General features: G+C 64.5%; 18 protein-coding genes. 10 read left to right on the top strand and 8 right to left on the bottom strand.

Annotation, left to right across the window (positions count from 1 at the left end; genetic code table 11):
* The 3 genes from V6M39_RS16275 to V6M39_RS16285 all read right to left on the bottom strand — a co-directional run.
* Positions 1–1,412 (bottom strand): ABC transporter substrate-binding protein (locus V6M39_RS16275; RefSeq protein ID WP_332644865.1); only part of this gene is annotated, 1,412 nt, incomplete at its 3' end.
* Positions 1,413–1,549: 137 nt separating this feature from the next.
* On the bottom strand, positions 1,550–2,653 hold the full coding sequence (locus V6M39_RS16280; RefSeq protein WP_332644866.1) for an NAD(P)H-dependent flavin oxidoreductase: 1,104 nt from the start codon (positions 2,651–2,653) through the stop codon (positions 1,550–1,552).
* Entirely contained in the window at positions 2,653–4,302 is a 1,650-nt protein-coding gene (locus V6M39_RS16285) for an acyl-CoA synthetase (protein ID WP_332644867.1), read from the bottom strand. The genes V6M39_RS16280 and V6M39_RS16285 overlap by 1 nt, the downstream gene beginning before the upstream one ends.
* Positions 4,303–4,349: 47 nt before the next feature.
* On the opposite strand from V6M39_RS16285, the gene V6M39_RS16290 reads away from it, so the two are divergent.
* Entirely contained in the window at positions 4,350–5,153 is an 804-nt protein-coding gene (locus V6M39_RS16290; protein WP_332644868.1) for a crotonase/enoyl-CoA hydratase family protein, read from the top strand.
* A 148-nt stretch (positions 5,154–5,301) separates the two neighbouring features.
* On the opposite strand, the gene V6M39_RS16295 is transcribed toward V6M39_RS16290, so the two are convergent.
* Both V6M39_RS16295 and V6M39_RS16300 read right to left on the bottom strand, forming a co-directional pair.
* The gene (locus tag V6M39_RS16295) at positions 5,302–6,870 is read right to left on the bottom strand and encodes a phytoene desaturase family protein (RefSeq protein ID WP_332644869.1); all 1,569 of its coding nucleotides are present in this window, start codon (positions 6,868–6,870) and stop codon (positions 5,302–5,304) included.
* Between the two features lie 32 nt (positions 6,871–6,902).
* Positions 6,903–7,514, bottom strand: a complete 612-nt coding sequence (locus tag V6M39_RS16300; protein WP_332644870.1) for a TetR/AcrR family transcriptional regulator — start codon at positions 7,512–7,514, stop codon at positions 6,903–6,905.
* Positions 7,515–7,594: 80 nt separating this feature from the next.
* Between V6M39_RS16300 and V6M39_RS16305 the strand changes: the two genes are divergently transcribed.
* Entirely contained in the window at positions 7,595–8,086 is a 492-nt protein-coding gene (locus V6M39_RS16305; protein ID WP_332644871.1) for a DUF2834 domain-containing protein, read from the top strand.
* A gap of 61 nt (positions 8,087–8,147) precedes the next feature.
* Here V6M39_RS16305 and V6M39_RS16310 read toward each other — a convergent pair whose 3' ends face one another.
* Complete coding sequence (locus V6M39_RS16310) at positions 8,148–8,438, bottom strand: GIY-YIG nuclease family protein (protein ID WP_332644872.1); 291 nt, start codon at positions 8,436–8,438, stop codon at positions 8,148–8,150.
* A gap of 176 nt (positions 8,439–8,614) precedes the next feature.
* Positions 8,615–10,189 (bottom strand): fatty-acid--CoA ligase FadD8, encoded by a 1,575-nt coding sequence (fadD8, locus tag V6M39_RS16315; RefSeq protein WP_332644873.1) that lies wholly within the window; start codon positions 10,187–10,189, stop codon positions 8,615–8,617.
* Positions 10,190–10,246: 57 nt separating this feature from the next.
* On the opposite strand from fadD8, the gene V6M39_RS16320 reads away from it, so the two are divergent.
* The 8 genes from V6M39_RS16320 to V6M39_RS16355 all read left to right on the top strand — a co-directional run bounded on the left by V6M39_RS16320 (position 10,247) and on the right by V6M39_RS16355 (position 18,752).
* The gene (locus V6M39_RS16320; RefSeq protein WP_332644874.1) at positions 10,247–11,731 is read left to right on the top strand and encodes an FAD-dependent oxidoreductase; all 1,485 of its coding nucleotides are present in this window, start codon (positions 10,247–10,249) and stop codon (positions 11,729–11,731) included.
* Positions 11,728–12,600 carry a DUF1295 domain-containing protein gene (locus V6M39_RS16325; protein ID WP_332644875.1) on the top strand — a complete coding sequence of 291 codons (873 nt, stop codon included), beginning with the start codon at positions 11,728–11,730 and terminating at the stop codon, positions 12,598–12,600. Before V6M39_RS16320 ends, V6M39_RS16325 begins: the two co-directional genes overlap by 4 nt.
* Positions 12,597–13,727, top strand: coding sequence for an FAD-dependent oxidoreductase (locus tag V6M39_RS16330; protein ID WP_332644876.1), 1,131 nt, complete (start codon positions 12,597–12,599; stop codon positions 13,725–13,727). Before V6M39_RS16325 ends, V6M39_RS16330 begins: the two co-directional genes overlap by 4 nt.
* Positions 13,724–14,176 carry a nuclear transport factor 2 family protein gene (locus V6M39_RS16335; RefSeq protein ID WP_332644877.1) on the top strand — a complete coding sequence of 151 codons (453 nt, stop codon included), beginning with the start codon at positions 13,724–13,726 and terminating at the stop codon, positions 14,174–14,176. The genes V6M39_RS16330 and V6M39_RS16335 overlap by 4 nt, the downstream gene beginning before the upstream one ends.
* 52 nt (positions 14,177–14,228) lie before the next feature.
* On the top strand, positions 14,229–15,185 hold the full coding sequence (locus tag V6M39_RS16340) for a Zn-ribbon domain-containing OB-fold protein (RefSeq protein WP_332644878.1): 957 nt from the start codon (positions 14,229–14,231) through the stop codon (positions 15,183–15,185).
* The gene (locus V6M39_RS16345) at positions 15,182–16,243 is read left to right on the top strand and encodes a thiolase domain-containing protein (RefSeq protein WP_332644879.1); all 1,062 of its coding nucleotides are present in this window, start codon (positions 15,182–15,184) and stop codon (positions 16,241–16,243) included. The genes V6M39_RS16340 and V6M39_RS16345 overlap by 4 nt, the downstream gene beginning before the upstream one ends.
* A complete protein-coding gene (locus V6M39_RS16350; RefSeq protein ID WP_332644880.1) occupies positions 16,240–17,412 on the top strand; it encodes a thiolase domain-containing protein in 1,173 nt (390 codons plus the stop codon). Before V6M39_RS16345 ends, V6M39_RS16350 begins: the two co-directional genes overlap by 4 nt.
* Before the next feature lie 473 nt (positions 17,413–17,885).
* On the top strand, positions 17,886–18,752 hold the full coding sequence (locus tag V6M39_RS16355) for a hypothetical protein (RefSeq protein WP_332644881.1): 867 nt from the start codon (positions 17,886–17,888) through the stop codon (positions 18,750–18,752).
* Between the two features lie 93 nt (positions 18,753–18,845).
* Here V6M39_RS16355 and V6M39_RS16360 read toward each other — a convergent pair whose 3' ends face one another.
* Positions 18,846–20,087 carry a cytochrome P450 gene (locus V6M39_RS16360; protein WP_332644882.1) on the bottom strand — a complete coding sequence of 414 codons (1,242 nt, stop codon included), beginning with the start codon at positions 20,085–20,087 and terminating at the stop codon, positions 18,846–18,848.
* Positions 20,088–20,218: the final 131 nt, after the last annotated feature.

The raw sequence follows: 20,218 nt of genomic DNA on the forward strand, positions 1-20,218 counted from the left end.
GCGCCGTGGCAGACGTACGCGGTGCCCTTCAACGGCACCCACTTGCCGCCACGCAGCTGGAGGAACCTGACACAAGACGGTGAGTGCTTGCCGCCCACGTCCATCGGACCGTGTGCGCCGTCGGCCTTCCATGCACGGACGCCCCTCACGTTCGCCACCAGCGAGGACCGAGTGAGCTTGCCGCCCAGACTGAGCGACTCGGCGACGAACAGTTTGGTGGCCGACCAGGCGAAGAGCCCGAAGAACGTCGGGGCTGCGCCGGGGGCAACCTGCTGGAGCCACCGCTTGTAGAGGTTGATCTCGGGCTGCGACTCCTCGAAGGGAGTGAAGTTGGTGAACGTGATTGCACCCTCAACAGCGGATCCACCGCTCCGGACGAATCCGGCGTCGTAGACGGTCGGGTCAAAGAACATCACATCCGGCTTGAAGTTGGCGGACTGCATGGCCTGTGCGAGACGGACTCCCTGCTGGTATCCGCCGATGAACTGCACCCAGCGCACACCCTTGCTCTTCATCTGCTGGACGTAGGGGCCGTAGTTGAACTCGGCGACATCGATGCCTGACGAGTAGACGAACTTCATCCCGCGCCTGGTCTCGATCTTCTGCTGGGTGACCGCATTCTCGGCGGACGCTCCGGCGTTCAGGTAGAGGAAGGCGGCCTTCTGGCTGGCGGCCTTGTAGTGCTTGACGAAGAAGTCGGGGATCGCATTGCTGAACTCACGCGCTCCGGTCGCCTGTGCGCCGAAGCAGGTGCTGCACGCGTTGCGGGTCGCGGTGACCGCCGCAGTACGGATGTCGGGGAGGCCACACTTCTCAGCCGTCCCGGCACCACCCGAGTCGAACGCCGACATCGAGCCGACCGCTGCGAACACCGTCTCGCAAAGCTTGGTGTAGGCCTGCTGGTCGGCACCGGCATCCGTACGGGAGTCCAGGGTGGTCAGCTCAAGCTTGCGGCCACAGATGTTCGTCGTCGCGTTGAAGTACGCGATGTACGCCTTGGTGCCCTGCTGCGCTGCCGAGAACAGTCCCGGCACTGGACCGCTGATGTCCGACGCGTTGCCGAGCAGGATCGTCTTGTCGGTGATGCCCTTTTGGTTCTTGAACCCATCACATGACGCAGCCTTCACGCCCGGAATGGATGCTCCGCCGCCCGAGTCTCCAGTCCCGGAGTCGCCCGCATCCGGATCAGTTCCGGCAGGTGTGTCCCCGGACCCGGTTACGTCGCCGGGCGTTCCGCCGCCGCTGACGCCGTTCGGGTTGTTGGCGGACTGGACGTACTCGGGATCGAGCGTGGAACCGCCGCATGCAGCGGCAAGTACCAGCGTGAATGCGACCAGAGCACTGCCTGCGACGCGGCGGACGCGTCGGTGCTTGTTGGGTGAGTCGTGGGAACTTGAGCGCAGTCGTCGCAAGACAGAAGCCTTAACTGTGATCGGGAGTGTGATCGGGCGTGAGGGTCGGGAGTGTGACCCAGAACACCATCACCAAGGTAAAGCAGCGATCGATTCAAAGCACGCAATTTCTAGAACAAGTTCTAGAAATTTTCGACTTACAGCGAAGAAAGGCGCTTGACCGTCTCTTCGTACTCACTGATCAGGTCAGCCATGACCTCGGCAACGGGGCGCACCGTGTTCATCGATCCGACGATCTGACCGACCGGCATCGAGATGACATCCGGGTTGCCAGCGGAGTTCATCCGACTGTGCGCGTCAGCGACCAGCAGGTTCTGCAGCGGCATGGGCAGCGGCGTCGGCGCATCCTCGGCTTCCCAAGCCTCAGTCCATTTGGTCTTGAGGAGTCGGGCCGGCTTCCCGGTGTAGACCCGCGTACGAACGGTGTCAGCGCTGGATGCCCGAAGGAACGCTTCGGTCATACCGGCATTGGTGTTGAGGTTCGCGTATTCCTCGGTCGTGAGCCAGACCGATCCGGTCCAGACGCCCTGGGCGCCGAGAGCGAGGGATGCTGCGACCTGTCGGCCACGGCCGATGCCACCGGCACCGAGCACAGCGACGTCGGGTCCGACAGCGTCGACGATCTCCGGGGTGAGCACCATGCTGGCGATCTCACCAGTGTGTCCACCGGCCTCGTAGCCCTGGGCGATGATGATGTCGACGCCGTTGGCCACATGCGACATGGCGTGCTTCGCGGCACCGGCAAGGGCGGCAACCTGAACGCCGGCCTCGTGCGCCTGGTCGATGACATCCTTGGGCGGCGATCCGAGCGCGTTGGCAATCAGCACGGGACGGTGCTTGCCATTGAGGGCGATGTCGACGTGCGAGCGTGCAACCGAGTGCAGCCAGCCCAGGACGCCTTCGCGTCCTTCACCCTCGGGCAGCGGCGGTACGCCGAGCTGCTGCAGGGTGCGATCAACGAAGGAGATGTGCTCTTCGGGGATCATTGCCTTCAGGTCGACCGACTTGCCCTCGGTGGGGATCTTCATCGGCATGACGACGTCAACGCCGTAGGGCTTGCCGTCAGTGTTCTCGTCCATCCAGTCCAGGACGCCGTCGAGCTCGTCGGCATCGTTGAACCGTACGCAGCCCAGGACACCGAGACCTCCGGCGCGCGAAACGGCAGCGGCGACGTGCTCGGACGGGGTGAAGGCGAAGATCGGGTACTGGATCCCGAAACGTTCGCAGAGCTCGGTTTGCATCAGGCGTTAGCCCCTTCTGCGTTCTGGGCCTCGAGCAATAGCTCCTTGGCACGGGGGTACTGCGCCTTGCCTGTGGCGTTGCGCGGGATCTCCGGAACGAGCGACAAAACTCGCGGAAGCTTGTAGCCGGACAGGAACTCGCGCAGGTAGTTGCGCAGCTCCTCGAGCTCGAGGGTCTCGCCCTCACGCGGCTGGATCAGAGCGGCGACAGCCTGGCCGAACTTCTCGTCCGGGATGCCGACGACGAGCACGTCGTAGACGGCCGGGTGGCGCTTGATCGCCATCTCGACCTCTTCGGGGTAGACCTTCTCGCCGCCGGTGTTCACGCAGTTGGAGCCACGACCGAGCAGAGTGACCTTGCCCTCTTCCTCGATCCGCGCGAAGTCGCCGGGGACCGAGATCCGCATACCGTCGACGACCAGGAAGGTCTCCGCGGACTTCTTCTCGTCCTTGTAGTAACCGACCGGCACCGAGCCGCCACGACCGAGCCGTCCGATCTTGCCGACGTTGGTGGCCAGGTCGAGGACGTTGTTGTCCTCATCGAGGACCACGCTGCTCGGGCCGAGACCGACGACCGGGCCGTCGCTCGAGATGTGCGTCTTGTCCTGCATGCCCATGCCCTGGAAACCGGTCTCGCTGGCACCGACGGAGTCGGTGTAGACGGGGTTGGGGAGGGCCTCGATCCAGCGCTCCTTGACCTCCGGGGAGAAGATCGCGGCGCTGCTCGAGACGGCGAACAGGCTCGCACCGCTGTACGGCGCATCGGTGGCGGCCTTGCGCTCGAACTCCTCGATCAGCGGTCGCGCCATGGCGTCGCCGGTCATGAAGATCAGCATCACGCCGTTCTCGTCGATGATTTCCCAGGTGCGCTGGGCGTCGAACTTCGGCTCGAGGATCGTCAGGTGGCCGGCGAACAGGTGCATCAGCAGACCGGCCTGAGCGCCGCCGTGCATCAGCGGGCTGAGCGGGAACGTGACCATCCGGCCGTCCTGGGCCGCCTGCTTCGACTGGTCGAACTCGTCGAGCTTCTCACCGGTGTAGAAGTCGATGCCGCCGCCAAGGGTGCGCCAGAAGTCTTCGTGGCGCCACATGACGCCCTTCGGGAAGCCGGTCGTGCCGCCGGTGTAGATGATGTGCAGGTCGTCGGCGCTGCGCTCGGCGAAGTCGCGCTCGGCGGACTGGTCGGCGATCGCGTCGGCGTACAGAACTCCGTCGAACGCGGAGATGTCTGACTGGTCGTCGGGCTCGATCACATCGGGGATGACGACGACGGTCTGCAGCTTGGGGTGGTTGGGCTTGGTCTTGGCCACCAGCGGTGCGTAGGTGCGCTCAACGATCAAGGCCACCACGTCGGCGTTGTCGAAGAGGTAGTTGAGCTCACCCTCGACGTAGCGGTAGTTGACGTTGATGTTGACCGCGCGGATCTTGACGATCGCGAGAACTGCAATGACGTGCTCAATGCTGTTCTTGGCGTAGACCGCGACGTGTTCGCCGGGCTTGACGCCCCGGGACTGCAGGTAGTGCGCCAGCTTGTTGGACTCGGACTCGAGCTCCGCGTAGGTGACGGTCCGCTCGCCCACCTTGACGGCTGGGTTCTGGGGAGCTGCGTCGACGGCGTGCTCGAAAAGGTCAGCGATGTTCAGTGCCATGGGGCCAAGACTAGAACACGTTCTCGTTTTTGACTACGCTGCCTCCTATGCCAGAAACCGCAGATACCTCTCCCGACTGTCTCGTCGAGCAGGACGGTCACAAGCTCATCGTGACGATGAATCGACCCGAGCGCCGCAACGCGCTCTCGTCGCAGATGCTCAGGATCATGGAGGACGCCTGGGACCGGGTGAACTCCGACCCGGAGATCCGGGTCTGCATCCTGACCGGCGCCGGTGGCTACTTCTGTGCAGGCATGGACCTCAGCACGGCGAACGAGAAGCCGCCGGGCGACAGCTTTGAGTCGGGCGACTTCGACCCGACAATCCTCAAGGGCTTGCTCAAGGGGTTCCGACTCACCAAGCCGTTGATTGCAGCCGTCGAGGGCCCGGCAATCGCGGGTGGCACCGAGATCCTGCAGGGCACCGACATCCGGGTGGCTGGCGAGTCCGCCAAGTTCGGTGTCGCCGAAGCCCGCTGGAGCCTCTATCCCCTGGGCGGCTCTGCCGTACGCCTGCCGCGGCAGATCCCGTACACCGTCGCCGCTGAGCTGCTGCTCACCGGTCGACCGATCCTCGCCCCCGAGGCGAAGGAGCTCGGCCTGATCGGCCACGTCGTACCGGACGGCACCGCCCTGGCCAAGGCACACGAGCTCGCGGACATGATCGTTGCCAACGGGCCGCTCGCGGTCCAGGCGATCCTCAAGACGATGCGCGACTCCGAGGGCAAGCACGAGGACGACTGCTGGGCCGACGACGCCAAGGTCGGCGCCGCAGTCTTCAAGTCCGATGACGCCAAGGAAGGCCCGCGGGCATTCCTCGAGAAGCGCCCCGCCCAGTTCCAGGGCAAGTAGCCACTCGCCCGCTAAGGAGCGGAGCGACTGGGAGGTCTGGGTACGAGGCCGAAGCGCGGTGAGACGAAATGGCTCGAGCGAGCCTCTGGTCTTGCGCCCCTTCGCTTCGCTCCCGCCCTCGTTCCTCGGGCTAGGGGCCGAGTGGTGGTCAGCGGTCGGCGAGGACCGCTTGTGCTGCGTTGTAGCCGGGGATGAACGTGATGCCCGGGCCGCCGTAGCAACCAGCGCTGCCGAGGTAGAGGCCTTCGATGTTGTGGGGCTGATCGACGTATCCACCCGGGCCCGGACGGTATGGACCCAGCAGGTCAGGGTGGATCAGGCCGTGGCAGTAGTCGCCGCCGGGGGCGCCGAACATCGTGCCCATGTGCTTCGGAGTGAACGTCGTGTGCTTGAGGATCAGGCTCTCGAAGTTCGGTGCGAACGTCGTGATCCGGTCGATCACGGCCTGACCCATCTCGGCCTTGAGCCGCGCATACTCCGACGGGTCCTCCTCGATCGGGAACCAGAGCGCGAACGCAGAAGCCGCGGCTTTGCCCGCAGGCGCAAGGTCCGGATCGGATGCCGACGGGATCTGGAATGCCAGTGCCGGCGTCTCCGGGACAATGCCCCGCTTGCTGTCCTCGAACTGGCGCTGCAGCTCCTCAGGAGTTGCGAAGAGTCCGATCGCACTCTGCATCTTCGGGTCGTTGAGGAACTCGTACGGCGCCACGAACTCGGGCACTCCATCGAGCGCGAAGTGCATTTGTACGTAGCTGCCGCGATGGTCGATTCCGTCCAGTCGAGTGCTCAATCCAACCTCGACTGCGCCATCGGTGACCAGGGTGTTGAGGGTCAGGTCGGGAGCGACAGCGGACACGACCGTGGCGGCGTCGATCCGTTCTCCGCCGTCGAGCACGACCCCCGCAACGTGGCCATCGGCGACCACGATCTCGCTGACCGAGGCCTCGAGCCTGATCTCGCCTCCGGCTTCGGCGTACTGATCGGCCAGGTGTTGAGTGAGGACGCCGATGCCGCCTTTGAGCTTCTTGGTCAGGACCGTGTTCTCGTCCGGCACAGCCATACCGAATGCCAAGCCCGCGGCGCTACCAGGGCTCGACGGTCCGCGGTACGTCGAGTTCACTGCGAGGAACGCGAGCATTCCGCGGAGGGCTGCGTGCTTCTTCTTGTCCGGGAGGTACCGGTCCAGTACGTCGGTGGCGCTTCCGAAAAGCATCTCGGTGATGCTGGCTCGCTCGGCGTCGGTCGACGCGCAGGCATACATCTCGTCAAGGCTCTTGGGCAGCGTGCCCGCCTCGAATCGGCCCAGGGCGCGAGTCGGCGCGGCACTCCAGCCCATCATCTCGGCCATCCCGATCATGACCTCGATGCCATGCTTCTCTTCCATGTGGACGGCCGCGTCACCGAGATCCGTGTAGTAGATCAGCGGCTCGATGCCTTCTTCGATGATCGACACCGACATCACTTCGAGCTCAACCTGCGGGAGGGTGTCTAGGCCGAGCTCCTTGCTCACAATCATCGAAGTCGGCAGCTGGACCGATCCGGCGATCTCGAACTTGTAGCCATCGAAGAGCTCGACGGTTGACGCCATGCCGCCGGTATACCGCTTCGCCTCAAGGCAGACCGTGCGCAAGCCGGCGCGTTGCAGGAGGAGCGCGGCGGTCAGTCCGTTGTGGCCAGCCCCGATGATGACGGCGTCGTACGTCGTGTCCATTGCCATGAGGGCACGGTGGCACCCTGACCATAGTTTCGTCAATAGTGACGAAACATCCCGTCATCGCCCAAACCGTTCTCGAGTGCGGTCAGGGACGCGTGGCTGGCCTCGGCCAGGTCGGCGAGCGTCCGCCTATCGCGCAGCATCCAGACCTCCATCGCCCCGAACAGCGCGGCCGCAATGCAGCGTGCAGTCACAACGACATCGAGTGCTCGATCCTCGCCGTCAAAGCGTCGGTGCAGAATCTCGGTGATCGCAGTCGCCAAGTCAGCCTCGACCTGCCTCAGGTGGGCGACGATGCGGTCTGGGTCGAGCTCGGCGGCACGGAAGGCCGCCATCTGAGTGAGCGGCTGCACGTCGTATGGGAACGCGAAGATCGCGGCACGTACAGATTCGACGATCGGCTCGTCGGCAGGCCGCGCGGCCATCGCACCTCGAAACCACTGCAGCCCCGAGTCGTAGTCGGCAAACAGCAGATCGTGCTTCGACGGGAAGTGACGGTAGAACGTACGCAGAGTGACGCCGGCATCCTCGGCGATCTGCTCGGCCGATGTCGCCTCGACTCCTTGGGACTGGAACCGGGCCAGAGCCGCGCGCCGCAGGGCGATGCGGGTGCGCTCACTGCGAGCGGTCTGTGGATTCCGGGCCATGGGCAGAACGTATCGCAACAGTTCGCACGCACAGTTCCGTCAACATTGACAAAACATCGAGTTGGGCCGACGGTGTAGCCATGCTTTCACTCACCGTGCACGCACTTCTTGCCTTCGTCGTCATCGGCCTCATCATCCGCACCAACAAGGCGATCTTCCGGCGCCCCGACAACGGTCCGATGTTCTCGGGCTTCGAGATCGCGCTCTACGTGGTCGGGATCGCGTCGATCGCCGCCGGGTGGACGTTCAACATCAAGTTCGTCACCGAGAACACCGACGGCTGGCTCACGAACCCGCTGGTCGGTGACGGCTCGTGGGAGCAGTACATGAAGCTGATGTTCGACAACCCCGCAGCGAGCTCGGCCGGCGTCGACTTCATCATCGCCAACGTGGTGATCCTGCCGTTGGTCGCGATCATCGACGGCCGGCGGCGCGGCATCAACAAACCGGTCCTGTTCTTCGTCGTGACGCTCTTCGCGAGCTTCACGTTCGGCTGGGCGTTCTACGCGGCAACTGTCGAACGCCAGCGCCGACTCGGCGTACGCGAGTCAGCCGACGCGAACGCGCCATAACTAGGTGGTCGAGTTGGCCCGAGGAACGAGGGCCAGTATCGAGACCACGTAACGCATGCCATCAGCGATCGAAGCGTTTCTTGGCCAGCTCAGGAAGCAGATCCAGTCGGCCCTCAATTAACGCCTCCCGCTTGGCTCGGGACCAGTTCTGCACTCGCTTCTCGAACCAGAAAGCCTGCACGACTGACTCGGCCCAAATGCAGTAGACGAGCTCAACGGGGAGTCGGCTACGCGTATACGCAGCGCCCTCGCCGGTCTGATGTTGACGCATTCGAGTGATGATGTCGCGCGTGCTGCCGACGTAGTACGAACCGTCGGCGCATCGCAGGATGTACATGTATCCGCCGCTCATCGGCCCAGCCTCGGGCACGCTCAACGAGCAAGGCGAATGGTCTGTCCACAGTTGATGTGGTCTCGATACGCTCCCTCGTTCCTCGGTCGCACTCGACCACCGAGAAAGGTCCCGTCACTCGGTGGTCGAGTACCGACGAGCGCCCGCGCGAGGAGGTGTATCGAGACCACGTATCGTCAGCCGACGCTTCTGTCTCCGGTCCAGAAGTTCGCACGTAGCGCCTTCTTGTCGGGCTTGCCGAGCGCAGTGAGCGGCAATGAGTCGGCGATGATGACGTCCTTCGGTGACTGAACCGCACCCTTGCGGTCCTTCACCAAGGCCTGGATGTCCTTGGTCAGCGTCGCAATCGCCTCTTCGCTGGTGTCGGCGTCGGGACGGAGCACGATAACTGCGGTGACAGCCTCGCCGAACTTCTCGTGCGGTGTGCCGATCACGCCGACCTGCGCAACAGCCGGGTGCTCGGCAATGACGTCCTCGACCTCGCGCGGGAACACGTTGAAGCCGCCAGTGACGATCATGTCCTTGACGCGATCGACGATGTACCAGAAGCCGTCTTCGTCCTCACGGGCAATGTCGCCGGTGTGCAGCCAACCGTCGTGGAACGCCTCAGCGGTCTCTTCGGGCTTGTTCCAGTAGCCGGCGGCCAGGAGCGGTCCGGCGACACAGATCTCACCGGGCTCACCCTGAGCGACGGGCTTGCCGTCCTCGCCCAGCAGGGCCGTACGGAGGAACGCGCTCGGGCGTCCGCAGCTGGCGAGACGCTCGGGCGTGTGATCGCCCTTGGCGAGATAGGAGATGACCATCGGTGCCTCGGACTGGCCGAAGTACTGGGCGAAGATCGGGCCGAAACGCTCGATCGCCTCAGCCAGGCGTACGGGGTTGATCGCCGAAGCGCCGTAGTAAATCGTCTCCAGGCTGGAGAGATCGCGAGTATGCGAGTCGGGGTGGTCCATCAGCGCGTAGAGCATGCTCGGTACGAGCATCGTCGCGGTGATCTTCTCCTCCTCGATCGTCTTGAGGACGTTGGCCGGATCGAAGCCGGGCAGCACCACGAGGCGACCGCCCTTGGCGACGACCGGTGCGAAGAACGCAGCGCCGGCATGCGACAGCGGCGTGCACATCAGGAAGGTCGGCGCCTCGGGCCACTCCCACTCGGCGAGCTGGATCTGCGTCATCGCAGCGATGCTCGACGCCGTACCGATGACGCCCTTGGGCTTGCCAGTCGTACCGCCGGTGTACGTCACTCCGACGACGTGATCCGACGCGAGATCCTTGGCTTCAAGCGGCTGGGCGTCGTACGTCGCAGCCTTCGCCGCGAGGTCGTCGATCGTGATGATCGTCGTGAGGCCGGGCACCTTTTCCTTCAGCGCTTCGGCGCGTTCCAGGAACTTGTCGATGTTGTCGACGATCAAGGCGCTGACGCCAGCGTCCTCGAGCACGTATGCGTGGTCGTCGAGCGATCCCAGCGGGTGCAGCGCCGTACGTCGGTAGCCCTGCGTCTGACCCGCGCCGATGATGAAAAGTACCTCCGGGCGGTTGGCTGCGAGCAGTCCAACGGCTGCTCCGCTGCCGGCGCCCAGGTCTTCGAGAGCGCGTACGTAGCGGCTCATCTGGTCGGAAAACTCTTGTCCGGTGATCGTCCGATCGCCGAGTTGAAGCACGTTCGCGTTGCGGTGCCGCCTGAGTGAGTGGAGCAGCATCTGGCCCGAGTGCGGGCCGCGGTACGTGTCAGTGTCGAGTGTCTGAGGCATGGCAAGAGAGTAGAACACAGATAGAACGTGTTCCAGTTTTTGCCCTAGCATGACGAAATGACCTACGACGTTGTTGTTGTCGGATCCGGTGGCGGCGCCCTGATTGGCGCCTATTTTGCGCAGAAGGCCGGGCTCAAGACCGTGGTGCTGGAACGCACCAATCTGGTCGGCGGCACGTCCGCCTACTCCGGTGGATCCTGCTGGCTTCCCGGAACCGAGGTGCAGCAACGGGCCGGGCTCAGCGACTCGACGGAGGGCGCTCGCTCATACCTCGAGGCACTTCTCCCCACGCCGCTGTCGACCAACGTCGAGGTGTTCCTCGCCGAGTCGCCCAAGCTGGTGGCCGAGCTCGAAACCGACGACGCATTTGGGTGGGAGTGGTCCCCGTTCCCCGAGTACTTCGACATGCCGGGCCGGGTGCCAATGGGCCGATCGATCCAGCCGACCAACATCCGCCGCGATGAACTTCCCGCCGAGGTCGCCGTGCTCGTACGACCGCCGGTCGAACGTGACCGCGCCGGCGAAGGTGGCCGCAACACCCTCAGCGGAGGCCAAGCGCTGATCGCTCGCACCCTGATGGCGTTCGTACGCGATGGCGGCACTGTGCTGACAGACCACCACGTGACCGACTACATCGTCGAGGACGGTCGCATCGTCGGCGTCACGACGGCCGATGGCACGACGATCCGTGGCGAGCGCGGCGTCATCGTCGCTGCCGGCGGCTTCGAGGGCAACGACGAACTGCGTGCCAAGCACGGCGTACCCGGCGCAGCCGAGTGGACCATGGCTCCGGCGGGCACCAACACCGGCGAGATCATCGAGGCCGGCCGCGCCCTCGGCGCACGGACCGACCACATGGAGCAGGCGTGGCTCTGCCCCGGGCTCGAGCAGCCCGAAGGCGGAGGCTCGTTCACGCTCGGCTTCCGCGGCGGCGTCATGGTCGACGCTGACGGTCGCCGCTATGCCAACGAGAGCCTCCCGTACGACCAGTTCGGCATCCAGATGGCAGGCGCGCCGAATCGCATCCCGTCCCACTTCGTGTTCGACTCCCGCGAGGGCGGAGGCCTCCCAGCGATCGCCATGCCCGAGGGAGATCCGGCCGAGCACCTCAAGGCCGGCACCTGGGTCCAGGCCGACACCATCGCCGAGCTGTCCGAGAAGCTCGGTCTCACCGATCTGACCGAGACCGTCGAACGCTTCAACAGGTTCGCTGAGAGCGGCGTCGACGAGGACTTCGGGCGCGGCACCGATGAGTACGACAACTTCTTCACCGGCGGAGCGACGCTCATCCCGCTCGAGACTCCGCCGTACATCGCCGCGCGCTTCGTGCTCTCCGATCTCGGCACCAAGGGCGGCATGGTGATCGACGAGCACGGACGCGTCGTTCAATCCGACGGTGACGCCATCCCGGGGTTGTATGCCACCAGCAATAGCGCCGCGTCGATCTTCGGCCCGTTCTATCCCGGCCCGGGAGCGCCCTTGGGTCAGGCCCTGGTCTTCGCATCACGCGCCGTCCAGCACATCGTGGAGGAGAAGGCATGAGCAAGAACGCATCACTGGTCAGGGTTCTGATCGCGTACGTCATCGCCTTCGCCGCTGCCGGCGCCTGGCTTGTCTGGGGCCCGACGACCGACAAGCTCTGGCTCGACACCCTCATCGCCGACGTGGTCGCGACCGTGGTCATCTTCGTCTTCAGCCGGGCATACAAGAACTCCAGTTTCTACGACGCCTACTGGAGCGTCGTACCGCCGGCGATCTTCGTCTACTGGTGGATCGAGACCGACGCTGAGGGTGCACGTCTCTGGCTGGTGCTGCTGGTCATCGCCGCGTGGGCGATCCGACTCACCGGCAACTGGATCTTCAACTGGCCGGGCATGCACCACGAGGACTGGCGCTACCCGATGCTCAAGGAGCAGGCCGGCAAGTCCGAAGCCGTCGTCGACTTCGCCGGGATCCACTTCTTCCCGACGCTGGTCGTGTTCGCAGCGCTGACACCTACCTACGTCGTGGTCACCAACACTGGTCGAGACGTTGGCTGGCTCGACATCGTCGCCACGATCGTCGGCCTCGGTGCTGTGGCGATCGAGTTCATCGCGGACCTCCAGCTCTACCGGTTCGTCCAGAACCGCACGCCCGGACAGGTCATGGACATCGGCATGTGGGGATGGTCGCGCCACCCCAACTACTTCGGCGAGGTCAGCTTCTGGGTGTCGCTCGCGCTGTTCGGCCTTGCGGCTTCGCCTGACGACGCGTGGTGGATCTTCGGCGGCGCCATCGCCATGCTCGCGATGTTCATGTTCGCCAGCATCCCGATGATGGAGAAGCGGAGTCTCGAACGTCGACCGGACTACCAAGACGTGATCGACCGCGTCTCCGTGTTCCTGCCGCTCCCACCGAAGGCCAAGCGTTGACCAAGCCCCGGATCGTCGTCGCAGGGCTGGGTGACAGCGGCCTGCTGACAGCGATCAACCTGGCGAGAGCTGCCGATGTTGTCGGCATCTCAACCAAGCCGGGCATGGTGAGCAGTCAGGAGCTGGGTATGCGCCTGGCACGTCCTGACGAATGGCAGCGCCAGTACCGCTTCCCGTTCGACCGCTTCAAGAAGCTGGACCCGGCGCGGATCATCCACGGGACCGTCACGGATCTCGATCCCGACGACCGAGCCGTCACCATCAAGGACGCCGACGGTGAGACGCAGGTCGAGTCGTATGACGTGCTGGTCATCGCAACTGGCCTGACCAACGGCTTCTGGCGCCGACCCGACGTACAGACTCCTGAGGACGTCGACGGCGAACTCAGCACGGCACACGAGACTCTTGCTGCCGCCGGCTCGATTGCCATCGTCGGTGGTGGCGCCGCCGCCGTTGGCAGCGCCGCCAATCTGGCGCTGGCCTGGCCCGACAAGCAGGTCGAGCTGTTCTTCCCCGGCGAAGCCGCGCTCCCTCAGCACCACCGGGACGTGTGGAAGGCCGTGCGCTCCCTGCTCCGCGAGCGCGGCGTCGGCATCAACCCCGGGCACCGCGCCGTCATCCCAGCGGGGTTCGACTGCGACGAGATCACCCACGATCCGGTCGAGTGGAGCACCGGCCAGCCGCAAGCTTCCGCCGATGCAGTTGTCTGGGCCATCGGGCGCGTACGTCCCAACTCCGCCTGGCTCCCTCGCGAGCTCCTCGACGATGACGGCTTCGTACGCGTCAACGCCAACCTCCAGGTCACGGGTCATTCGGAGATCTTCGCGATCGGCGACATCGCAGCCACCGATCCACTGCGTACGTCGGCACGCAACCGCGCCGACAAGATCCTCGGACAGAACATCCGCGCACATCTCGCCGGTCGGGCGCTGAAGCCGTACAAGCCACCGCGTCGCCGCTGGGGTTCTGTGATTGGGACCCAGCCGAACGGGCTGACGGTCTACGCGCCCAACGGCAAGGGATTCCGCTTCCCGACCTGGTCCAACAACGCCCTGCTCCAACCGCTCATCGTCAAACGCGGCATCTACCGCGGCATCAGAAGCACACCCTCGAAGGAGAAATCATGATCACCTCGGACGCCATCATCTGGAACGCCCCCAACGACCCGCACCCGGCGCGTGAGGCATCACAGCGCTCCTACTCCGCCGTCGCCAAGGGTGACCTCGCCGAGTGGCTCACGGTGTACGCCGAAGATGCCGTGCTTGAGGATCCGGTTGGTCCGTCGATGTTCGACGCGGAGGGCAAGGGCCACCACGGGCACGCCGGGATCTCGGCGTTCTGGGAGCTCGCGATCGCCCCGATCGACACCTTCGAGTTCACCATCACCGACTCGTTCGCGAACCCTGGAAGCAACACCTGCGCCAACATCGGCAGCATCAAGACCTCGTTCGCGGACGGCTCACACACCACGACCGACCTGATCATGGTCTACGTCATCAACGACGACGGCCGCGTCGCCTCGATGAAGGCGTTCTGGGAGCCGGACCGCACCATGGCGAGCTTCAAGTCGGCCTGATCACTGCGCAAAAGGCTTGCAGGCAAAACTAGAACGTGTTTCACTTTCTCCCGTGACTGAACTAGGAACGCTTCACGCCCCGCTCAAAGTCGAATTCGACTACACCCGTTCCCTCGGCCCCACACTCTCTGGATTCATGACCGGCCTCAAGCGCCGTCAGATCCTTGGCGGCGTGCTGTCCGACGGAACCGTTGCAGTCCCGCCGCCCGAGTACGACGGCACGACATTCGACCCGATCACCGAGCTTCGGCCGGTCGCCGATGTCGGCGTCGTCCAGAGCTGGGCCTGGGTCCCCGAGCCCGTACCCGGTCAGCCCCTCGACAAGCCGTTCGCGTTCGCGCAGATCGTGCTCGACGGCGCCGACAAGGCTCTGCTGCACGCGGTCGCCGTCGACTCTGCCGCCGACATCCAGACCGGCATGCGTGTGCGCGCCGTATGGGCCGACGAGCCCGTTGGCGCCATCACCGACATCCGCTGGTTCGAGCCCGAGGGTGACAGAGCCGCGACGGTTCCCGGACCCGAGGGCGAAGCGGTCGAGGGCATCATCGCTCCGGTCAAGCTCGCGTACGACTACGCCGCCTCGCCGGAGGAGTCGAAGTTCTTCCGCGGTCTCGCCGATGGCAAGCTCATCGGCCAGCGCTGCCCGGTCTGCGAGAAGGTCTACGTACCCCCGCGCGGCGCCTGCCCTGTCGACGGCGTGCCGACCACAGACGAGGTCGAGGTCGCCGACCACGGCACCGTCACCACGTTCTGCATCGTCAACGTGCCGTTCACCGGACAGCAGATCCCGATTCCGTACGTCTCGGCTTACGTACTGCTCGACGGCGCCGACATCGCGTTCCTGCACCTGATCCTCGGTATCGAAGCCGCGGACGTACGCATGGGCCTGCGGGTCAAGGCTGTCTGGAAGCCCCGCGACGAATGGGGCACCACGATCGCCAACATCAGCCATTTCGAGCCGACGGGTGAACCCGACGCCGACTACGAGACCTACAAGGTGCACCTGTGACGAGAGACGTAGCGATCGTTGGGTTCGCCCAGCGACAGATGAAGGAATTCGACGGCTCCCCCACCTGCGTGGAGCTACTCGTACCGATCTTCCAGGAGCTCTGGGAAGAGACCGGTTGGACCAAGTCCGACATCGGCTTCTGGTGCTCGGGCTCCAGCGACTACCTCGCCGGACGCGCGTTCTCGTTCGTGTCGGCTGTCGACGCGATCGGTGCGCTGCCGCCCGTCATGGAGTCGCACGTCGAGATGGACGCCGCCTGGGCACTGTATGAAGCCTGGGTCAAGATCCAGACCGGACTGGTCGACTCCGCGCTCGTCTACGGCTTCGGCAAGTCGAGCGCTGGCGAGCTCCGCCGGGTCCTGTCGCTGCAGATGGACCCTTACACGGTGACGCCACTCTGGACCGACGCCGTTTCGGTCGCTGCGATCCAGGCGCGTTCGGGCCTCGAGAGCGGCACATTCGACGAAGCGCAGATGGCCGAGGTCGTCGCACGTTCGATGACGGACGCTGCCGGCAACGACAGCGCGATCCGCAAGGGCGCCACGACGGCTGACGACGTCCTCGCCCAGCCGCTGTACGCCGACCCGCTCCGCCGCTGGGACTGCGCACCGGTCTCCGACGGTGCGGCCGCGATGATCATCACCGCCGCTGACGCACCGGGCTTCGACAAGCTCAAGGGCAACAAGGCCTGGATCACCGGCTTCGAGCACCGCGTCGAGCCGGGCGCACTCAACAGCCGCGACCTCAAGGTCTCCGAGAGCACCAAGTCGGCCGGCGCCGCTGCCGGCGTCGAGGGCATCGATCTCGCCGAGCTGCATGCACCGTTCTCGCACCAGGAGCTGATCCTCAAGGACGCCCTGGGCATCGGCGATGACGTACGCATCAACCCCTCGGGTGGAGCGCTCACGGCCAACCCGATGTTCACCGCCGGGCTCAACCGCATCGGCGAAGCCGCCCTGGAAGTGTGGGCTGGCAATTCCCAGCGCGCACTCGCCCACGCAACCTCAGGACCTGCCTTGCAACAGAACCTCGTACTCACGATGGAGGCCCGCGCATGAGCAATCACACGCTCGCAGCCGTCATCGGTGTCGGCCAGACGCACCACCGCGCAAAGCGCAGCGACGTATCCATGGCCGGACTCCTGCGTGAGGCAATCGACCGTGCCATGACCGACGCACAGGTGACGTTCAACGACATCGACGCGATCGTCATCGGCAAGGCCCCTGATCTGTTCGAGGGCGTCATGATGCCGGAGCTCTACCTCGCCGAGGCGCTCGGAGCGCCCGGCAAGCCGCTGCTCCGTGTTCACACCGCCGGTTCGGTCGGCGGCTCGACTGCGATCGTTGCGGCCTCGCTTGTCGAGGCCGGCATCCACGAGCGCGTGCTCACTGTCGCCTTCGAGAAGCAGTCGGAGTCCAACGCGATGTGGGCGCTCTCCGTGCCTGTCCCGTTCATCATGCCGGTGCACGCCGGTGCGGGCGGATACTTCGCTCCGCACGTTCGCTCGTACATCCGCCGCTCCGGAGCCCCGACGCACATCGGAGCGATCGTCGCCGCCAAGGATCGTCAGAACGCGCTCAAGAACCCGTACGCGCACCTGCAGAACCCCGACACCACGGTCGAATCGGTGCTGGCGTCGCAGATGCTGTGGGACCCGATCCGCTACGACGAGACCTGCCCGTCGTCCGACGGCGCCATCGCGCTCGTCATCGCGTCGGAGGACGCAGTGGCGAAGTCGGACATCAAGAACCCGGCGTGGATCCACGGCACCCAGATGCGCAGCGAGCCGACCACGGCTGCCGAGCGCGACCAGGTCAACCCGCTCGCCGGACGCGACGCCTCGGCCGCGCTCTGGAAGCAGGCCGGCATCAAGTCGCCGATCGACGAGATCGACTGCGCCGAGATCTACGTGCCGTTCTCGTGGTTCGAGCCGATGTGGCTCGAGAACCTCGGCTTCGCCGAGCCGGGCGACGGCTGGAAGCTCACCGAGGCTGGCGAGACCCGCATCGAGGGCAAGATCCCCGTCAACATGAGTGGCGGCGTTCTGTCGTCCAACCCGATCGGCGCCAGCGGCATGCTGCGCTTCGGTGAGGCAGCGCTGCAGGTCATGGGCGAGGCCGGCGAGCACCAGGTCGAGGGCGCCAAGAAGGCGCTGGGGCACGCGTACGGCGGAGGCTCACAGTTCTTCGCGATGTGGGTCGTCGGCGCAGACAAACCAAGCCACTAGACAGCTGACTCGCTGGTTGAGTAGGAGGCCGTCCGCGGCCGACGTATCGAAACCTCGTGAGTTCGAGTGCTCCCTCAAGCCCGCCTCTTCCATGGGGGCTGAAAATCAGAAGTACCTAGCCTGAGGCTCCCTGATGTGGCTAGTTCGAGCCATTTTGTACGGTTCGCGAAATTCACGGCTCCGATAGCCATACCGTCAACGACACTCGACGCAGGTGAATGGGGCATCAGATGGCGAAGCGTGCGCTTCACGGAATTCTCGGACTTACGTTCACAGCAGGGCTGCTTTTCTTGCTCCCCGCGGCGAGTCTGGCTCACTCCGGAGGAACTGACAAGTACGGATGCCACGCGGGATCCCAGCCGTATCACTGCCACGGAGGAGGCGGAGGTGGTGGGGGCGGCGGAGGTGGCACGCCCGTAGACCCTGGCCCTAGCGCCGCTGAGCTCGCGGAGATAGCAGAAGCCGAGCAAGAGTTGGACAAAGCGCGCACTGCCTATGCCGAGAGCAAACCTCTGGTCTCCAATCTTGAGGACAAGCTGGATTCAGTCCAGGCCAAGGCAGAAAGACGGCAGCTAGTCATCGACCAGCAACAGGCCATCGTCGATCGCGAACGGAACGTCGCGGCGACTCTCCGGACCGAGCACATCGAGGATCGCGAGAAGGCGGCTCAGAAGATTGGCTTGATCAAGTCGGAAAATCGCGCTGAGCAAGATGAGTACGTTTCCGCTCGCCTAGGAATGGTGTACCTCGCAGCCCTGACGGGAGGGTTCCTACTCATTGGCTTCGTCAAGGCTATCGCCGTGGCGATTGTGGGCGGTTGGCGAATCATTGCATTGCTTGCCGGCATCGTTGGATCGCTGGCGTTACTAGGCATTGCAATTGGGACCGGATCGTTCGGCGTAGGACTCCTGCCGGCCATTCTTGGTGGCTCGCTGTTCTCGTCGACACTCATGCTTGCGCGCATCTGGTGGCTGGCAAAGATCCTGCCGAAAGCAATCGCCTTCGGCGCAATCGGTATTGCAGCAATCTTCGCCGCGTTTGCAGTCGGCACGGCGGCGACTCTCGCCGCCCCAGTATCCGAGACACCCGCTCCCGCGGATACAGCCCTTGTCGCTGAAGAAGAAACTGACCCAACCGCAGAAGATCTCGAGCCAGCGCGAACGATCGAGGCTGATGCCGATGAGATGCAGGCCGAAATCGACGCAATGGCCAAAGAGCTGGATGAGGTCGAGGCGAGGCTGGAGGATCTGGCCGGTCGCACATTGGAAGCCAAAGCGGAGGTTCGAGCGAACAAGGCCGATGTCGTGTCCGCCAAGGAATCGTTGCTTTCGCTCAGATAGCCAATCGGATCAGGACGCGTGCCCAACAGTTCCGAGAAAACGAAAGGCCGGCCACCCTCTCGGGTTGGCCGGCCTTTTCTATGGGGCTGCAGGTCAGACGTACTTAACCCGGAGCTCCTTGATGCCGTTGATCCAGCCGTGGCGCAGACGACGCGGCTCGGCCAGCTTGGAGATGTCGGGGATCAGGTCCGCGATCGTGTTGAACATGATCTCGACCTCGAGGCGAGCCAGGTTGGCGCCGATGCAGAAGTGTGCGCCGTGGCCACCGAACGCGAGGTGCGGGTTGGGGTCACGCATGATGTTGAACTCTTCGGGGTTCTCGAAGACATCGGCGTCGTGGTTGGCGCTGGCGTAGAAGAGACCCACCCGCTGGCCCTTCTTGACCGTGACGCCACCGACTTCCATGTCCTTGAGCGCTGTGCGCTGGAAGGAGGTGACCGGGGTGGCGATGCGGATGATCTCGTCGATCGCCGACTTCGGGCGCTCCTTCTTGTAGAGCTCCCACTGGTCGGGGTGCTCGAAGAAGGCGTTCATGCCGTGCGTGATGGCGTTGCGAGTGGTCTCGTTGCCGGCAACGGCGAGGATGATCGTGAAGTAGCCGAACTCGTCCGAGGCCATTCCTTCGCCGTCTTCACCAGCGGTGACCAGCTTGGTGACGATGTCGTCCTGCGGATCAGCCTTGCGTTCTTCGGCGAGAGCCATGAAGTAGCTGAGGATCTCGATGCTCGCGGCCTCAGGATCGGAGTTGTACTCCGGATCGTCGTACGCCAGCATCTGGTTGGACCATTCGAAGAGCTTCTTGCGGTCATCGAACGGGACGCCGAGAAGGTTTGCGATGGCCACGAGCGGCAGCTCAGCAGCGAGCTCCTCGACGAAGTCGCCTTCGCCGCGCTCCATGGCTTCCTTGACGATCTCGACGGCGTGTTCCTTGAGTCCTTCACGCAGGCCCTCGATGGCGCGCGGAGTGAAGCCGCGGCTGATGATCGAGCGGGTTGCGGTGTGGACCGGCGGGTCCTGGTTGATGAGCATGACGCTCTGCAGCTCAACCTGGTCGCGCGTCATGTCAGGAGCGAAGCGGATGATCGCGCCATTCTCGCTGGTCACGAAGTCGTTGCTCTTGGAGACGGCCGAGACGTCGGCGTGCTTGCTGATGGCCCAGTAGCCCGTGCCACCCTCCATGCCGGCGCGCGACTCTTCGGGCTGTTCGATCCAGAAAACCGGAGCAGTCTTGCGCAGCTCGAGGAACTCTGCGTGCGGGACGCCCGCCTCGTTGAGGATTGGATCCGTCGGGTCAAAACCCTCGGGGATGGCGGGTGCGGCGTCCAGCGTTGTCACTTGAAGCTCCTAGTCGGTTTTCTGCAACACGTTCTAGTTCTGATTCTATCCTTACACGGGTCCGGTCCAATCGGAAGGCTTGTGCAAGACGAGAACGTGTTCTAGTTTTACCCTATGGGCACCCCTGTAAT

This window comes from Aeromicrobium sp. (assembly GCF_036675695.1).
In the GTDB taxonomy this organism is placed as follows: domain Bacteria; phylum Actinomycetota; class Actinomycetes; order Propionibacteriales; family Nocardioidaceae; genus Aeromicrobium.